The sequence below is a fragment of the Streptomyces sp. L500 genome (assembly GCF_054551825.1).
In genome coordinates, this window is sequence record NZ_JBTOLC010000014.1 from 123,818 (window position 1) to 140,312 (window position 16,495).

Genomic DNA, 16,495 nt, shown 5'->3' on the forward strand with positions numbered 1-16,495 from the left:
GCGCGGGGTGAGCCGCCGGTGGGGGGCGGGGTCGCCGCCGAGGCCGTCTCGTGCATGGTGTCTGCCCTTTTCTCGCCTTTTCTCGCTCGTGTGCGGTGGGGTCAGCGGACGCGGTAGGGGCCGGCCCGGTCGTTCCGCAGCGTCAGCCCGTGCCCGGGGGTGCCGTCCCGGCCGGGGTGGATGACGCCTCCTTCGGGGTCGAGGGTCCCGTCGAAGAGCAGGTTCTCGATCCGGACGTGGTCGTGGAACCACTCCACGTGCCGGAGGTTGGGCACGGCGGCCGCCACGTGGGCGTGGGCGTGGGGGGCGCAGTGCGCCGACACGTGGAGTCCGCGGGCCTCGGCCAGGGCCGCGGCGCGCAGCCAGACCGTGGGGCCGCCGCAGCGGGTGGCGTCGGCCTGGAGGCAGTCCACGGCTCCGGCGGCCAGCATCGCGCCGAAGTACGGCAGCGTGTAGCCGTATTCGCCGGCCGTCACGTCCACGGCGGTCGCGGCGCGGACGAGGGCCAGGCCGGCCAGGTCGTCGGAGGAGACCGGTTCCTCGAACCAGGTGACGCCGTGGTCGTCGAGGTACCGGGCGACGCGGACGGCCTGTTTGCGGGTGTAGGCGCCGTTGGCGTCGACGTAGAGCTCCACGCCGTCCCCGACGCTCCCGCGTGCGCGGGCGACGCGGTGGCGGTCGCGGCCCTCCCCCCGGCCCCGGTCCTCCCCGATCTTGATCTTGACGCGTGGAATGCCCTGTTCCGAGGCCCAGTGCCGCAGTTGGCGGTCCTGTCGCTCGTCGTCGTACGTGGTGAAGCCGCCGCTGCCGTAGACGGGGACCTCCGCCCGGTGGGCGCCGAGGAGCCGGACGAGGGGGAGGTCCAGCAGCCGGGCCTTGAGGTCCCACAGGGCCATGTCCACGGCGGAGATCGCGCCCGCGACCAGTCCGGGCCGGCCCATGTTGCGCACCGCCCGGCTCATCGCCTCCTGCGCGGCGGGGACGTCCCAGGCGCTGTGGCCGACGAGGAGGGGGGCGAGCTCGGAGGCGATCACGTCGGCCGTGGCGGGCGCGCCGTAGGTGTAGCCGAGGCCGGTGGTGCCTTCGGAGCGGACGGTGGCCAGGACGAGGGTCGTCGAGTTCCAGGCCAGGGTTCCGTCGGCTTCCGGCCCGTCCGTGGGGACGGTGTAGACGGCGGTCTCGACGCCGCCCACCACCGGGGTCACCGCCGGCCCCCGGAGGGGGTGCGGAGTCCGGTGCGGGCCCCGGCGGCCAGCCGTCCGGCAGCGCGGTCCACGAGCGCCATGATGGTCAGCGCGGGATTGGCGCTGCCTTGGGTGGGGAGCACGCTGCCGTCGGTGAGGAGCAGGTTGGGCACCGCGAAGGTGCGCAGGTCCGCGTCCACGACGCCGTGCGCGGCGTCGCGCGCCATGCGGCAGCCCCCGACGAGGTGTGCGTACCGGTTGATCGTCATCACCTCGCTCGCCCCGGCGGCCCGCAGGATGTCCTCCATCACCGCCTCCGCGGCCCGGATCACCTGCCGGTCGTTCTCGCACTGGCTGTAGCTGAAGCGGGCCACCGGCAGGCCGTAACGGTCCTTCTCCTCGGCGAGGGTGACGCGGTTGCCGGGTTGCGGCAGCAGCTCGCACAGGGCGCCGAGGGTGGCCCAGTGGACGTAGTCGCGCATGTAGCGGCGCAGGTCCTCGCCCCAGTGGCCCTGGGCGGTGACGTGTTCGGCCCAGACGATGGGCAGGGGGGAGACGTTCTGGACGGAGAAACCGCGCCGGTAGGGCCGGTCGGAGCGGGTCTCGTAGAACTCCTCGGTGGTGACCTCCGGCGGTGGCGCCTTGTAGGAGCGCACCTCCTGGGTGAACCGGCCCGAGGTCTGGGGCGCGCCCTGCACCATCACATAGCGGCCGACGAGGTCGTGGTCGTTGCACAGGCCGTCGGGGAAGCGCCGGCTGGTGGAGTTCAGCAGCAGGCGCGGGGTCTCGATGGAGTATCCGGCGACGGCGACGGTACGGGCGCGCTGGAACCGTTCGCGGCCGTCGCGGACGTAGCGGACGCCGGTGGCCAGGCGCCCTCGTTCGTCCAGTTCGACGCCGGTGACCATGCACTGGGCGCGGATCTCGGCGCCGTGGGCGAGGGCGTCGGGCACATGGGTGATCAGGGTGGACGCCTTGGCGTTGACCTTGCAGCCCTGGAGGCAGAAGCCCCGGTAGACGCAGTGGGGGCGGTTGCCGAAGCGGCCGTTGGTGATGGCGACCGGCCCCACGCGGGCCTCCAGGCCCAGCGCCGCGGCGCCGCGCAGGAACACCTCCCCGTTGCCGCTCACGGGGTGCGGCGCGTGGGGATAGGGGTGGGGGTCGCCCCAGGGCCAGTACTGCCCGGCCACCGGGAGCTCCTGCTCGATCCGTTCGTACGAGGCCCGCAGGTCGGCGTAGTCCAGCGGCCAGTCGGCGCCCACGCCGTCCTCGGTGTACGTGCGGAAGTCCGAGGGGTGGAACCGGGGGACGTACCCGGCGAAGTGGACGGTGGAGCCGCCCACGCCCCGCCCGGAGTTGTTCGCGCCCAGGGGGACGGGGTCCTCGCCCGCGATCACCCGGGGGTCGTTCCAGTACAGGTGGTGGGAGGCGGCCTCGTCGCTGACCCAGTCGCTGTCGGGGTCCCAGAACGGGCCCGCCTCCAGGCAGACGACCGACCACCCGTACCGGCTCATGCGCTGGGCCAGGGTCGCGCCGCCCGCGCCGCAGCCGACGACGACGAGGTCCACCTCGTCGCGGTCGTCGAAGCGCCGCATGCCCTCGACGAGCCGGCGGTCGAAGCGGGCGTCGCCGCGCGGGAGCAGCCAGGCCGAGGCGTTGCGGTCGCGCACCCGGCCCAGGGGGGAGGTGGTCTGCCGGAGGGTCCCGATCGCGCTCGTGACGAGGCCGGCGATGCCCGTGCGCGGCGCGCCGGGCCGCGCGGGCAGGTCGTCGTCCTTCGTGCCCTCGCTCCCGTCGTCCTCGGGCGGTGCCTCCTCCGGTTCGGTGTCCGGCACCTCCCAGGGCTCGCGGAGGCCCAGGCCGAGGCGCATATAGCCGCGCGGGTAGGCGGGGCCGCCGTAGCCGATCTCGTTCCAGGCCCAGGGGTGGGAGTAGAAGGCGGTGGCCGTGTAGCGGGTCCACAGGCCCCAGACGTGACCGGCCGTCAGTCCGCGCCAGCGGTCGGAGCCCCGGGCGCGGACGGCTTCGATCAGGGTGGCCCGCCGCTCCGGCGACAGCTCGGCGAAGGGCGCGTCATACCATTCGCGCGCGTCGTCGTCGAGGCCGCGCAGCGAGAGCCGCCACGCCGTGTCGTCCTCGGGCATGTCCTCGAACCGCCAGCCGTCGGTCTGCCGTTCGGCGAGCCGTGCGTCGATCATCTCCAGGACCGGCACCTTGGGGTCGTCCCACTGGGCCAGCAGGTGGTCGAAGAGCTGGGTGGCGACGGCTTCCTCGGCGAGGGTGAAGAACCGCAGCTCGGGCTGGCGGGCCGTGCGGGCGAACACCACGGCGGAGGTCGTGGCGTCCCAGGTGCCGGCCTGTGCGAGGACGTCGTAGCCGGGGAACCGGGAGGGGCGCCGGCCCGGTGTCGTCCCCGGCGGCCCCCCGCTCCCTCCCTCGCGTGCCACGGGTCATCGCTCCCTGCGCAGCAGCGCGGCCAGCAGCCCCATGCCGCCGACCATGGTCACCAGCAGCGGGGCGAACAGCGGGGGGCCCGTCTCGATGTTGTAGCGGGCCAGCGCCCAGCCGCCGGGCTTCTCCGCGATACCGCGTACGTGGAGGTAGGTGCCCTGGAGGCCGTTGGCGGCGATGGCCGCCGAGGCGATGGGCAGCGCGGTGCGCGCCATCCGTTCGCTGAGGAACCCGGCGACGCCGGCGGCCGCGCCGACGGGGCCCAGTACCACCGGCCACCACATCACCCGGTTGCCGAAGCTCGCCCGGTCGTGCTCCAGGTAGATCTCGGCGGCGGTGATGACCGCGCCGGCCGCCGTCAGCAGGGACAGGGAGCGTTCGAAGCGGCCGTGGCGGACGTTGCGCGCCAGCCGGGCCGGCGCGAACGGGTTCCGGGAGCGCGGGATCACTTCCCCTCCTCCGTCCCGCTCCCCCGGTGCTTGCCGCCGGGCAGCATCTCCTGGATCTTCGCCTTGAACCCCTGCCGGACCATGGCGGCGCGGTCGCTGTCGCCCTTGATGACGGAGGCCGTCGCGGCCTCGATCTGGTCGAGGGTGGCGTGCGGCGGGATGGGCGGTACGGCCGGGTCGGTGCGGAAGTCGATGACGAAGGGCTTGGAGGCGGCGAGGGCCCGCTCCCACGCGGGGGTGACCTCCTCCGGTTTCTCGACGCGCACGCCGTCCAGCCCGAAGGAGCGGGCCACGTCCGCGTACGGCACGTCCGGGAGGGACTGCGAGGGCAGGAACTGGGGGGCGCCGGACATGGCCCGCATCTCCCAGGTGACCTGGTTGAGGTCGTGGTTGTTGAGGACGGCGACGATCAGCCGGGGGTCCTGCCACTCGCGGTGGTACTTGGCGGCCGTGATCATCTCGGCCAGGCCGTTCATCTGCATGGCGCCGTCGCCCACGAGCGCGATGACGGGCCGGTCGGGGTGGGCGAACTTGGCGCCGATCGCGTAGGGCACGCCCGGTCCCATCGTCGCCAGCGTGCCGGAGAGGGAACCGCGCATGTCCCCGCGCATCCGCAGGTGCCGGGCGTACCAGTTCGCCGCCGACCCGGAGTCCGCCGTGATGATCGCGTCCCGGGGCAGCAGCTCGTCCAGGGCGTGGACGACGTACTCGGGGTTGACGGGGTCCGCGTCGACCGCGGCGCGCCGTTCCATCACCTCCCACCAGCGGGCGGTGTTCTTCTCGATGCCGTGCCGCCAGCCGCCGTGCTTCTTCGGCTTCAGCTGCCGCAGCAGGCGGGTGAGCGTCTCGCGGGCGTCGCCGACGAGGTTGATCTCGAAGGGGTAGCGCAGTCCCACCATGAACGGGTCGATGTCGATCTGCACCGCCCGCGCCTGCCCGAACTCCGGCAGGAACTGGGTGTAGGGGAAGTTCGAGCCGACGACGACGAGCGTGTCGCAGTCGCGCATCATCTCGTACGAGGGCCGGGTGCCCAGCAGGCCGATCGCGCCGGTCACGTACGGCAGGTCGTCGGGGAGCACGTCCTTGCCGAGCAGCGCCTTGGCCACGCCGGCGCCGAGGAGGTCGGCGAGCCGCTCCACCTCCGCGCGCGCGGACCGGGCCCCCTGGCCGACGAGGATCGCCACCTTCTCGCCGTCGTTCATCAGCTCGGCGGCCCGGGTGATCTCCTCGTCCGCCGGGACCGGCGCGTACGCGGGGGCGCCCAGGCTGGAGGGCACCATCTTGAACGCGTGCGTCGGCGCGGAGTAGTCCAGCTCCTGGACGTCCGCCGGGATGATCAGGGCGGTCACGGTCCGTTTGGCGCGCGCGGTGCGCATCGCCCGGTCCAGGACGTTGGGCAGCTGTTCCGGGACTGTCACCACTTCGCAGAAGTCCGAGGCTACGTCCTTGAAGAGGGTGTGGAGGTCGACTTCCTGCTGGTAGGAACCGCCCATGGCGCTGCGGTTGGTCTGCCCGACGATGGCGACCACGGGCACGTGGTCGAGTTTGGCGTCGTAGAGCCCGTTGAGGAGGTGGATGGCCCCCGGCCCGGAGGTGGCCGCGCACACGCCCACCTCGCCGGAGAACTTCGCGTAGCCGACGGCCTCGAAGGCCGCCATCTCCTCGTGGCGCGCCTGGATGAAGCGGGGCTTGTCGTCGGCCCGGCCCCACGCGGCCAGCAGTCCGTTGATGCCGTCCCCCGGATAGGCGAACACCCGCTCGACTCCCCATTCGCGCAGGCGTTGCAGGAGATGGTCGGACACCTTGGCGGACATGGTTCTCCCTTCGAGCGTGCTCTTGCGGGCCTCACCGGGGTTCACGCGCTCGTGCCGCGACGGCGGGCGCGCGAGCGGACGGCCGCCCCGGGCATCGCTCCCACCTCCGTCTCCACGACTCACCGTGGCACCGGGCCTACGTCCGCGCAGGAAGAGCGCCGCCGATCGGGTCAGCCGCCGGGAACGGGCTCCTGCCCGGAAGGGCCGGATTCACACCCCCTCCACGACCCGCCGTCCGGAGCCGATGCCGACCGGGCCGGGCAGGCGCGGCGAGCCGGCCGCCGCGGCGAGCATGATCTCCCTGACCCGGTCCAGGTACTTCGGCACGCCCGCCGCGGCCTGCGCGGTGTCGGGCATGCTGACCACCAGTTCGGCCCGGTCGGAGAACCAGTTGAACCACAGCGACACGCCACGGGCGTTGTCGGGGCCGGCCAGGACCGTCGCGTCCGCGCTCAGGTAGTCACGGGAGCCCGGCACGGACCGCCCGTCCAGGTAGGACACCATCGGCGGAATGGTCGGGGCCTCCCGGCCGTCGAGCAGCAGTTCGAGCGCCCGGTGCAGCGGCACGTCATAACCCGCGCGGGCGCGCTGGAAACCCTGCTGCGCGGCGGAGACCGCGTCGGCGAGATGGGGCGAGGAGGGCAGCCGGAACATCAGGGGCACGAAGTTGACCAGCCAGCCGTGCGCGTGCAGCATCCGGGGGGTGCCCCTGGTCGACACGACCGTGAGCACACGGTAGACGTCGTTGCCGGTGAACTCCCGTTGCGCGAGGGCCAGCGCGGCGAAGGCGCCCGCGGCGAACCCGCCCCCGTGCCGGGCGCAGTGGGCACGGAAGGCGCGCGCCTCGTCGCTGGTGAGCACCGAGTACGCGTGTCGTACGCCGGGCAGCAGCGCGTCGGCGTCGTTGCCCAGCTCGACCGGGAAGCCGGGGAAACCGCCGTCCCCCACGGCCAGGAACTCCGACCATGTGGCGAGCTCCGGCGAGTCCGCGGTCAGCGACGCGGAGCGTGCCCGCTCGCGGCGGTTGTGGTCCAGGTAGCCGGGTGCGGGCGGCAGATGGAGCGAGGCGCCGGTACGGGCCGCGTGGTAGCGGGCGCGCAGCTCATGGAACAGCAGGGCCAGCGAGTGCCCGTCGGTGTAGGCGTGGTCGATCGCGAAGTACACGGTGGACACCGTGTCCCGGAGGATCACTCCGGCCAGCAGGCTCGGCCATCCCACCGCGGTCTGCTCGTCGATCCTCCGGTGCACATGGGCGCGCAGGCCGGCCACGTCCGTGAAGTCGCCCACGCGCACCGGGCGCACCGTGAGCGAATCGGGTGGCAGGCGGAACCCGGCCAGGTTCCCGTCCTCCGGCTCGTACCAGCTGTGGAATGCCTCGTGCCGGCGGACGAGCCCCTGCCACGCGCCGGTGAGCGCGTCGAGGTCGGCCCGGCCCTCCAGGTCGAACGTCATGGCCACCCAGGGCGACTGCCGTCGCCCGATGGCCCGGTGGGCGGCGGCCAGCTCGAAGTGCGACCGCTGGAAGAGCGAAGCGGGCACGCCGTGCGGCACGGGGGCCCGGTCGGTGGCCGGCTCGAACTCGACCACTTCGCCCGGCTCGGGCCGCCAGTCGAGGATCTGGGTCATACGCACTGCGGGGCTCCTTCTTCCGTGGGGTCCTGGGAGGGTCGGCTAGGCGGGGGTGGGCAGGGCTTCGGCCCGGTGGCCGTCGGCGGCGCGGGTGGCGGCGTGCGCGGCGGCCAGGACGAAGCGTTCGACGTTCGCGCGGGCGACGGGTGTGTCGGGGAAGCGTGTCGACAGGTGCACGCCGTGGTCGCTCCTGGTCAGCCACACGTACACCTCGGCCGGGCCGTGGACGCGGCTGCGCAGCATCGTGTCCCCCCGCTGGGGCGGGGTGCCCGCCACGCGGCGCACGTCGAAGTAGGAGACGACGAACCGGGGACGGATCTCCCGGCGCAGCATCCGGCTGATGTGCGGCGGCGAACTGCCCGGTCCGGGCCCGCGACGGCGCAGTTCGGCGGCGGCGAGGGCGACCGTGTCGGCGAAGGCCGCCCCGGCCGCCGGGATCCGCACCGGGTGGAGGCCGACGAACCAGCCCGGCGCCGTACGCCACGGGCCGGTGCGGGAGTTGGCCAGGCCGATCGCGGCCAGGGGCCGCTCCCCGGCGACGTCCGCCGTGGCGAGCGCCAGGCAGGCGAGCATGCCCGCGGCGGTGCTGCCCCCGCCCGCGCGTGACGCGGCGGCGAACCTGGCGGCGGCCGGTCCGTCGAGCAGCCGGCGGTAGGTACTGCGCTGTGCGAGCGGCGCCCCGGACGCGCCGAGCGGCAGGGGGAACGCGGGCGTCCCACCACGGGCGTCGTCGAGCAGGGCCCGCCAGTGGTCCGTGCGCTCGGGCCCGCTCGGCAGCCGGTCGATCAGGTTCCGTTCCTCGGCCCCGAAGTCCAGATAGGTGGGCCCGGTCCGGCCCTCGGCACGGCCGGACAGGGCGGCGCGGATCTGCCCGGGGACCATGGCGAGCGTGTAGGCGTCCACGACGCCGTGATCCGCCCCGGCGAACACCGTCGTCCCGTCCGCGCCCTCGACGGTCGCGAAGACCATCTGCGGCCAGCCCAGCGGGTCGGCCCTCCGGTCGAAGAAGGCCTCGATCTGCCGCCGGGCCGAGGCGCCGTCGGCGAAGACGCCGACGTCCTCCTGCCGCAGCGTGACGGCGCTCGCGGGGAGCGTACGGCGCACACAGCGCCCGGGGGTCGGCACCAGCCTGCTGCGCAGGTGCTCGTGCCCGCGCAGCCAGGCCGTGAGCGCGGCACCGAGCCGGTGCCGGCCGGCGCGGCCCACGGCGAACGACACCCCGATCCACGCGGGTTCCACGTACCCCGGCCCCCGGGCGGCGGCCGTGCGCACGTGGTGCTCGTGGACGAGCGCGGGCGCCCGGGGGTCGTCGGCCCAGGCGGAGGCCGGGGCGGCCGGCGTCCAGAAGACCAGCCGGCCGGCGGGAACGGCGCTGTCGCCCAATTCTATGAATTCCAAGGATTTCCCTCCTCGATAAACCCCCGGCGAGAAATCCCCGGTGCGGCCCGCGAAAGCTATCCGGGCAGGATGAAACAAAAATGAAGGGGCGATCTTTTCGCTGATCAAGGAGGCCGGGACGGCGGCACGGAAAAAACTTCCCTTGTTGCCCGTCAAACGCGCTGCTAGCGTCTGCCCCCGTCATTCGATCCGCACCGCGCCATTTCCCGGCCGGGCCGACGGAGGGTCAATTCATGAACGCACCGTTCCCGCAACCGTCCTCGGATTACGCCGCGCTGCGCCGCGACCCCGAATACGCCGAGCTGAACCGCGCGCTGCTCGGCCTGATCCCGGCCGGCCCGGCGCCGGCCGTCCTCGACGTGGGGTGCGGGGACGGGGCCGTCAGCGAGCTCCTGCTGCTGCGCGACCCGGCCACGTCCCTGGTCGGCGTCGACCCCGACCCGGCGCTGCTCGACGCGGCGCGGGTCCGGCTGGGCGACCGGGCGCGGTTCGCCGTGGGTGACGCGTCGTCCGTCTCCCGGCTGTTCCCGGCGGACGTCTTCGACGTCGTCGTGCTGGCCAACTGCGTCCATCTCGTACCGGACCTGGCCGAGGCGCTCGACGCGATCGGGCGGGTGCTGGCCGACGGCGGGCGCCTGGTGTTCAACTCGGCGTTCTACTCGGGCGCGGAGTCCCCGGCCGATCTCCCCCGGTACGCCGAGCTGGTCGGCGCGGCCCGCGCCACCGCCCGGAAGCGCGGACTCCCCCTGGCCCGGTCGGTCGCCGGCCGGCCCTCGGGGCTGCGCAGGACGGCCGAGGACTACCAGGCCGCCCTCGCGGCGGCCGGATTCACCGATGTCGTCACCGACGAGCGGGCGTTCACCCTCGGCCCGCGCTTTCTCACCGCGTTGTGCTCGACCCCGATGTTCGCCACGGCCGCGTTACCCGGGGTAGCGCCGCGCATCGCCGCGGAACTGCTCACCGAAACGCTGGAAGAACTGTACGAGAGCGCCCCGTTCACCATCACGCGGCGCTGCGTCTACTTCTCCGCCACCCGGCCGTGAAACACACCCGAAAGGAATTCGTCATGACCGAGGTATGGAACGTCGTCACCCGGGCCATCACCGGCATCCGGCCGGAACTAGGCGACTCCGGAACGGCCGTCACCCGCGATTCCGCGCTGTTCTACGCGGCCGACCCCGGCCAGCCGGTGCTCGGCCTCGACTCCATGGAGGCGCTGGAGCTGATCAGCGTCCTCGAGCAGGAGTTCGGGGTCGAGCTGGCGGACACCGGCATCCGGATCACCGACCTCCACACGGTCGGGGACGTGGCCGACGCGATGGCGGGCGCGCTGTGACACCCCGGGCGGCGCGCCACCGCGTGCTGGTGACCGGCATCGGCGTCGAGTCGTGCGCGGGCGGCACACCGGACGAGCTGTGGGACGCCCTGGCCGCGGGGCGGCCCGCGATCTCGCCGCTGGAGCTCGAAGGGCCCCTGCCCTGCCAGGTCGGGGGCGTGATCCGGGGGTTCGACCCCCGCGCGCACATGTCCGCCCAGCAGGTCCGCCGCACCTCGCGCTTCCAGCAACTGCTGTTCACCGCGGCGATGAAGGCCCGGGACGACGCGCGGCTGCGCACCGCGCCGGACGCCCTGTACGTCGGCACCGGTGGCGGCGGGCTCGACGAGACCGCGCGACTCGTCACCGTGCTCAACCGGAGCGGCTGGCCCCGGATGGACCGGCTCGGGCTGCTCCGGCTGCTGCCCAACCAGGCCGCCGGGCTCGTCGCCCAGGAACTGGGCGTCACGGGCCCGGTCCTCACCCTCTCGACCGCCTGCGCGGCCTCGACGGACGCCATCGGAGCGGGCCTGCGCGCGGTGCGCGACGGCACCGCCGACGTGGTCCTCGTCGGCGGTGTGGAGAGCTGGCTGGACATACCGGCGCTGGCCTCGTTCCGCCTGCTGGACGCGCTCTCCCAGCGGCCCGCGACGGAGGCGGCGCTCGCGTCCCGGCCGTTCGACCGTGACCGCGACGGCATGGTGCCGGCCGAGGGCGCCGCCGTCCTCGTCCTGGAGTCGGAACGCTCCGCGCTGCGCCGTGGCGCGACCGTCCACGGCGAGGTGCTCGGCGCCGCGTCCACCTGCGACGCCCACCACCCCGTGGCACCCCGGGCGGACGGCGCGGTGGCGGCCAGGGCGATCGAACTGGCCTGCGCCGACGCCGGCGTCGAGACGGCCGCCGTGGACCTGGTCAGCGCCCACGGCACCGCGACGCCGCAGGGCGACCGGGCCGAGACCGCCGCCATCAAACGGGCGTTCGGCGCGCACGCGCGGGACGTGGCGATCACCGCGCCCAAGTCGGTCATCGGCCACGCGTGCGGCGCGAGCGGGATCCTGGAGAGCGTCGGCGTGCTGCGCGCCATCCGGGAGAAGTACGTGCCGCCCACCGCGAACCTGCGGAACCCGGATCCCGACTGCGACCTGGACTACACCCCGCTCGTGGGCCGCCCCGCCCCGATCGGCGTCGCCGTCAAGCAGAACTTCGGGTTCGGCGGCCACAACTCGGCGGTGGTGTTCGGCGCCGCGTGACGGCGACGCCGAACGACCGTCATCGAGTGGGCGCGGCGGCGCGACGCGCCCGGTAGGTGCGGGCGAGGTGGTCCTGGAGGCGGGCGTGGCGGAACTGGTAGACCGCGCCCGCCTGACGCAGCACGCCCCGCTGGTAGGCGTCCTCCAGGAAGGCGACGACGGCCCAGGGCAGCCGGCCCGTCAGCGGCAGCCAGATCCGGGAGAACACCACCCACTGGCCCCAGGCGCTCAGGGCGAAGACGTAGCCGATGGCGACGCAGAGCCCGCTGATGAGGCCGAGCTTGGCCGAGGCCCCGGCGCCCCAGACGAGCGGGCCCAGGAGCACCGACAGGGGCCGGACCGCCAGCGCGGACCCGACGCCGGCCAGGAGCCCGAAGGCGGGTACCCAGACGAGGAACTGGGCGACGACCGTCCGCCGGTTCGTCCGCAGCAGGCCGACCGGGTTGACGGCGGACCTGATGTCGAGAGGGGTTTCGAGGAAGGCCAGGAGCCCCAGGGCGGCGCCGCCTCCCAGCGTGAACACGAACCCGAAGAACACGGCGTCGTAGAGCCCGAAGGACAGCATGCCCAGCGGGCCGGTGCCCCGGAGGAGGCCCTTGAGCACGCCGTGCTGGAAGCCGTAGCCGAGCCCGAAGACGAGCCCGCACAGCAGCCCCAGCACCATGCGGCCCCTCGCCCTCCGGCCGGACGCAGCGCCGGCCCTGCCGAAGACCTTCACGCGCATGCCGGACGGCGGCACCTCCGTGTTCCTGCCCGCGACGAGGAGCCAGTAGGCGAGCGCGCTGATGAGCCCGGAGAGGAACCCCGTCGTCAGCCCCTCCGCGATCTGGAAGCTCAGGGAGTCGAAGAGGAGGCCGACGACGCAGTCGACGACCCCGACGACCACGCACGTCAGCAGCGCCGTCACCAGGACGCGCGCCGGGCGGCGCACTCCTGAGCCGAGCCGCCACCACTCCAGGTCGGGGGTGTCGAGCCGGGTCAGGTGGTGGGCGAGGTAACCGAGCCAGTACTGCGCCCGTTCCGGGTCGAAGCCGCGGCGCGGGGCGCCGTCCGGGCGGTGCTCCGGCCGGAGGCGGTAGGCGGTGGCGGTGAACGTCTCCAGAAGGTGGTCCTCCACTTCTCCGGGGCCGCCGAACCGGTGGGTGTCGAGGAGCGAGGCCGGGTCCCGTCCCGGGGTGTCGCTGTAGACGGCGCGGGCGAGCGTGACCATCAGCGGGGTGGTCAGCACCGCGGCGAGCTGCTCGGCGCCCCGGCCGCGCGGCCGCTCGCGCAGCGCGCTCAGCACGGGGTGCCACGCGGTCGTCGCGGCGTTCCCGCCACGGGCCTTGCGCGTGGTGCGCGGCAGGTAGTCGGCCAGGTCGTCGAGTGTGAGGTCCGTGAGCTCCACGGCGGCGGCGGACGTCAGCACGTCCGTCTCGGCCACCGCCGTGGCGTACTCGGCCGGGCGGCTCGTCAGCAGCAGGGGGAGCGTGGTGGCGTTGAGCGCCTCCAGCGCGGGGCGGTGCAGCCCCCCGGCGATCTCGTCGAAGCCGTCGAGCACGGGGAGCACCCGGCCGGCCTCGACCAGCGCGGCGGCCAGACTCGGCCCCCCGGGCGCCGCGGTGCCGGCGAGGCCGGGGTGGTCGCGGATCAGTTGCGCGGTGAGCCAGTCCCGGAAGGTGATGGCGGTGGGGTCCCAGGCGCCGATGCTGAAGATGACGGGTACGGGGTCGACGCCGCTCCTCGACGCGATGAAATCGAGGACGAACCGCGTGGTGAGGATCGACTTCCCGGAACCCGGCCGTCCCAGCACGACCAGCCGCCCGGAGGGGATCCGCCGGTACACCTCCACGACCTCGTCCAGCCGCCCCCCGAGCTCCAACGGCCCGTGCGCGCCACCGCGTGCGGCTCCGGCGGGCAGACGCCGGATGTTCGCCCAGTGATCGGTCAACTCCTCGGCCACCGCTCCCCACCGCACCGGCAACGGATACGGATCGTGCACCTGCCGCTGCTCCTCCTCCCGCTGCCACCGCGCCGCCACGGCGTGAGCGAGCTGCTCGGCGACGCCGGCGATGGTGTCCCGCAGGACGGCCTGGCCTGCGGCCCGCCCGACGGGCGCCGGGCGCCCGGCGCGCGGCTCGGCCGAGACCGGCCGTCCGATGGCCGAGTCGACGGGAACCGGCCGCCCCGCGACGGGTCCGGCGGAAGCCGACGATCCCTCGGCGCGTTCGGCCGGACGCGATGGCCCCGTGGCCGGTTCGACGGATCCCGGATGTCCGGGGATCGGTTCGGCGGAGGCCGACGGCCCGGCACCCCCTTCGGCCGGAACCGGCCGCCCCGTGACCGGTCGGGCGCGGCCGGGCCAGCCGTCGGACTGGCTGCCGGGCCTGCCGTCAGGCCGACCCTCGGCCTGACCGTTAGGCCGCCCATCGGACCACCCGTCCGGCCGGTCGCCGGACCACTCGTCCGGCCTGTCACTGGACCAGCCGTCGGACTGGTCGCCGGACAGCCCATCCGGCCGCCCGTCAGACGGCCCGCTGGACCGCCCGCCCGGTCGCCCATCCGACCGCCCCTCCGGCCCTCCGTCAGACAGGCCGTCGGGGGGGCCGTCAGACGGGCCGTCGGGCAGGCCGGAGGCCCGTCCCTCCGCCCGGGCCTCCGGCCCGGTGCGGTGGACGGCGGCGGCGAGTAGTTCGTCGCTCTCCGCCGGGGCCAGGCCGAGCGCGTCGGCCAGCCGTCGCACCGTGGTGACTCTGGGGTCCGCGCGTTCGCCGGTCTCCAGACCGCGGATGGTGCGCACGCCCACCCCGGCGCGTTCCGCCAATGCCTCCTGAGTCATTCCCGCGTCGCGCCGCAGCCGCCGTAACAGCGTGCTGAACTCACTGGCCACAGATCACGGCCTCCCCCTCGACCCCTCGAACCTTCGACCCCTCGGACAGGTGTTTCGCCAGGTGACGGACTCTAGCGTGGCCACCGGCCGCATACGGCCGGTCGTTTGGCCTGTCCGTTCCCCCTCCCCCGGGGCCACCTTCGACGTGATCCGCCGCGGAAAGCGGAAAGCGGCGGTCCGACACGGGGAGCAGCCACGATGCCGATCACCAAGACCACCGGCCGGCAGGCCGTCACACTCGGCCGCCAGGAGCGCGACGTCCTCTACGCGGTCGGCTGCGGCCTGCGGGACGACGAGATCGCCACCGCCCTCGCCATCCCCGAGGAGGCCGTGGCCGGACACCTCGCACGGATCCTCGCCGCGCTCGGGCTGCGCGACCGGGCCGCCGCGATCGTCCACGCCTTCGACTGCGGCCTCGTCGCCCCCGGCCGGGGCCCCCGCAGGCAGACGACGAGCCCGCTGGGAACCAGCCCGCTGGGGACGAGCCCGCTGGCGGCCGGCCCCCCGCCACCGGCCGGCGCCGCCCGCCACACCCCCGGCCCGCGGTTGCGGATCTCGGTGCTCGGCCCCCTGCGGGCCTGGCGCGACGGGCAGCCCCTGGATCTGGGGCACCTGCGCCAGCAAGCCGTACTGGCGGCGCTGGCCCTGTGCCTGGGCCGGTCGGTCAGCCGGCAGGAACTGACCGACGGGGTGTGGGGGGAGGAACCGCCGAACACCAACGTCGTGCCGGTGTACATCTACCGGCTGCGCAAGGCCCTCCACGCGGGAGGCGGCCCGGACTCGGTGATCGAGCGCGACCGGAGCGGCTACCGGCTGCTCCCCGCCGCGGTCGGCGTGGACGTGGCGCGGGTCGAGGAGCTGGTCACCGCGGCCGGCGCGGCCGAACGGGCGGGCGATCTGGCCGAGGCGGTCCGCGCCTGCGCCCAGGCGCTGGGCCTGTTCCGCGGCGAGCCGCTGGCCGGCCAGCCGGGGCCGTTCGCGGAGCTGGAGCGGCTGCGGCTCACCGAGCGCAGGATCGTCATCGTGCAGCGCAAGCTCAACTGGCAGCTGCGGCTGGGCCAGCACGCCGAGGCGATCGCCGAGCTGTCGGCCCTGGCCGTGGCGCAGCCCCTGAACGAACCCGTCGCCGCGATGCTGATGCGCGCGCTGTACCTCAGCGGCCGGCAGGGCGACGCGCTGACCGTGTACGACCGCGTCCGCCGCCGTCTGGCCGACGATCTGGGCGTCTCCCCGGGCCGGTTGCTGCGGCACACGCACCGGACGATCCTGCGCGGGGACGACATCCGCCTCGGTCTCACGGGAACGACGCGGTGAGCGACCCGACGCGGCGTACGCGCGGCGAGGAGCTGCTGCTGGCGAGGATCTCGGCGGCGGCGGGCCGCGAGGGGCTCGGCAGGCGGCGCGCCACCTACGCGGCGGCCGCGCGCACGGCACGCACGGCGCACGCGGGCATCCGCGGCCTGCTGGCCCTCGTCCGGCACGGCGGGGCCGCCGGGACGGGGAACGGGCGCGACGCCGCGCGCCTGGACCTGTACGAGAACGGGATGACGGTCGCCGTCAAGGGCCGGATCCACGTCGTCCGCTACGACACGACCGTGTTCACGACCTCCGTGTTCACGACCTCCGTGTTCACGGCCTCCGTGTTCCGGACGGAAGCCGCGCGTCCGGGCGACGCGGGCCGCGCGGGCGCGGCCCGCGCGCTCACGGACGTCGACGGGGAGCGGGTCGTCCTGCGGCCGCGCGGCGGTCCGGGGCCGGGCGGGGCGCCGGAATGGTGGTCCGAGGTCGAGCGGGGCGTCGTCCGCGCCCAGTTGCCACAGGCGTTGGCCGCGCTGGCCAGGGGCGAGCGCCTGGCCTTCGGGGCCGTCTGGCTCACCGGGGCGGAGATCGGGTGGGAAGAGGTCCGCGCACGATGGTCGCGGATCCGCCGACTCCGGACCGGTCCGGGGCCCGGGGTCATCGCGCTCGACATCGACGGGACGTGGCACGAACCGGCCGTCGCCGAATCCGCGATCCCCAACGTCTCCGTCCTCCGCGCGCTCGTGGAGCGCCTCGGCCCGGGCGGCGACGAGCGCTGAACTCCCGACGCACCCCACGGCCGCCTGGCGAGCGGTTTCATCACGATGTCAACGGAAG

Annotated in this window: 12 protein-coding genes; 5 read left to right on the forward strand and 7 right to left on the reverse strand. The window is 74.4% G+C overall.

Annotation, left to right across the window (positions count from 1 at the left end):
- Positions 1 to 101: 101 nt before the first annotated feature.
- From ACX9I7_RS16030 to ACX9I7_RS16055, 6 genes are all read right to left on the reverse strand, one after another.
- Complete coding sequence (locus ACX9I7_RS16030) at positions 102 to 1,205, reverse strand: enolase C-terminal domain-like protein (protein ID WP_459387724.1); 1,104 nt, start codon at positions 1,203 to 1,205, stop codon at positions 102 to 104.
- Positions 1,202 to 3,631 carry a GMC family oxidoreductase gene (locus tag ACX9I7_RS16035; protein WP_459387725.1) on the reverse strand — a complete coding sequence of 810 codons (2,430 nt, stop codon included), beginning with the start codon at positions 3,629 to 3,631 and terminating at the stop codon, positions 1,202 to 1,204. Before ACX9I7_RS16035 ends, ACX9I7_RS16030 begins: the two co-directional genes overlap by 4 nt.
- A 3-nt stretch (positions 3,632 to 3,634) precedes the next feature.
- Positions 3,635 to 4,084: a hypothetical protein gene (locus ACX9I7_RS16040; protein WP_387573936.1), complete on the reverse strand. Its 450-nt coding sequence runs from the start codon at positions 4,082 to 4,084 to the stop codon at positions 3,635 to 3,637.
- Positions 4,081 to 5,898 (reverse strand): thiamine pyrophosphate-requiring protein, encoded by a 1,818-nt coding sequence (locus ACX9I7_RS16045; protein WP_459387726.1) that lies wholly within the window; start codon positions 5,896 to 5,898, stop codon positions 4,081 to 4,083. Before ACX9I7_RS16045 ends, ACX9I7_RS16040 begins: the two co-directional genes overlap by 4 nt.
- Before the next feature lie 210 nt (positions 5,899 to 6,108).
- Positions 6,109 to 7,524 (reverse strand): condensation domain-containing protein, encoded by a 1,416-nt coding sequence (locus ACX9I7_RS16050; RefSeq protein WP_459387750.1) that lies wholly within the window; start codon positions 7,522 to 7,524, stop codon positions 6,109 to 6,111.
- Positions 7,525 to 7,569: 45 nt separating this feature from the next.
- Positions 7,570 to 8,925, reverse strand: a complete 1,356-nt coding sequence (locus ACX9I7_RS16055) for a hypothetical protein (protein ID WP_459387727.1) — start codon at positions 8,923 to 8,925, stop codon at positions 7,570 to 7,572.
- A gap of 233 nt (positions 8,926 to 9,158) precedes the next feature.
- On the opposite strand from ACX9I7_RS16055, the gene ACX9I7_RS16060 reads away from it, so the two are divergent.
- From ACX9I7_RS16060 to ACX9I7_RS16070, 3 genes are read left to right on the forward strand one after another with little or no spacing between them, the layout of a single operon-like run.
- Entirely contained in the window at positions 9,159 to 9,968 is an 810-nt protein-coding gene (locus ACX9I7_RS16060) for a class I SAM-dependent methyltransferase (protein ID WP_459387728.1), read from the forward strand.
- Positions 9,969 to 9,991: 23 nt separating this feature from the next.
- Positions 9,992 to 10,261: an acyl carrier protein gene (locus tag ACX9I7_RS16065; RefSeq protein WP_189447368.1), complete on the forward strand. Its 270-nt coding sequence runs from the start codon at positions 9,992 to 9,994 to the stop codon at positions 10,259 to 10,261.
- Positions 10,258 to 11,490, forward strand: coding sequence for a beta-ketoacyl-[acyl-carrier-protein] synthase family protein (locus ACX9I7_RS16070; protein ID WP_387573943.1), 1,233 nt, complete (start codon positions 10,258 to 10,260; stop codon positions 11,488 to 11,490). The genes ACX9I7_RS16065 and ACX9I7_RS16070 overlap by 4 nt, the downstream gene beginning before the upstream one ends.
- Positions 11,491 to 11,509: 19 nt before the next feature.
- Here ACX9I7_RS16070 and ACX9I7_RS16075 read toward each other — a convergent pair whose 3' ends face one another.
- A complete protein-coding gene (locus tag ACX9I7_RS16075) occupies positions 11,510 to 14,359 on the reverse strand; it encodes a helix-turn-helix domain-containing protein (RefSeq protein ID WP_459387729.1) in 2,850 nt (949 codons plus the stop codon).
- A 198-nt stretch (positions 14,360 to 14,557) separates the two neighbouring features.
- On the opposite strand from ACX9I7_RS16075, the gene ACX9I7_RS16080 reads away from it, so the two are divergent.
- Both ACX9I7_RS16080 and ACX9I7_RS16085 read left to right on the forward strand, forming a co-directional pair.
- Entirely contained in the window at positions 14,558 to 15,673 is a 1,116-nt protein-coding gene (locus ACX9I7_RS16080) for a BTAD domain-containing putative transcriptional regulator (protein ID WP_459387730.1), read from the forward strand.
- Entirely contained in the window at positions 15,670 to 16,437 is a 768-nt protein-coding gene (locus tag ACX9I7_RS16085) for a DUF6585 family protein (protein ID WP_459387731.1), read from the forward strand. The genes ACX9I7_RS16080 and ACX9I7_RS16085 overlap by 4 nt, the downstream gene beginning before the upstream one ends.
- Positions 16,438 to 16,495 lie beyond the last annotated feature (58 nt).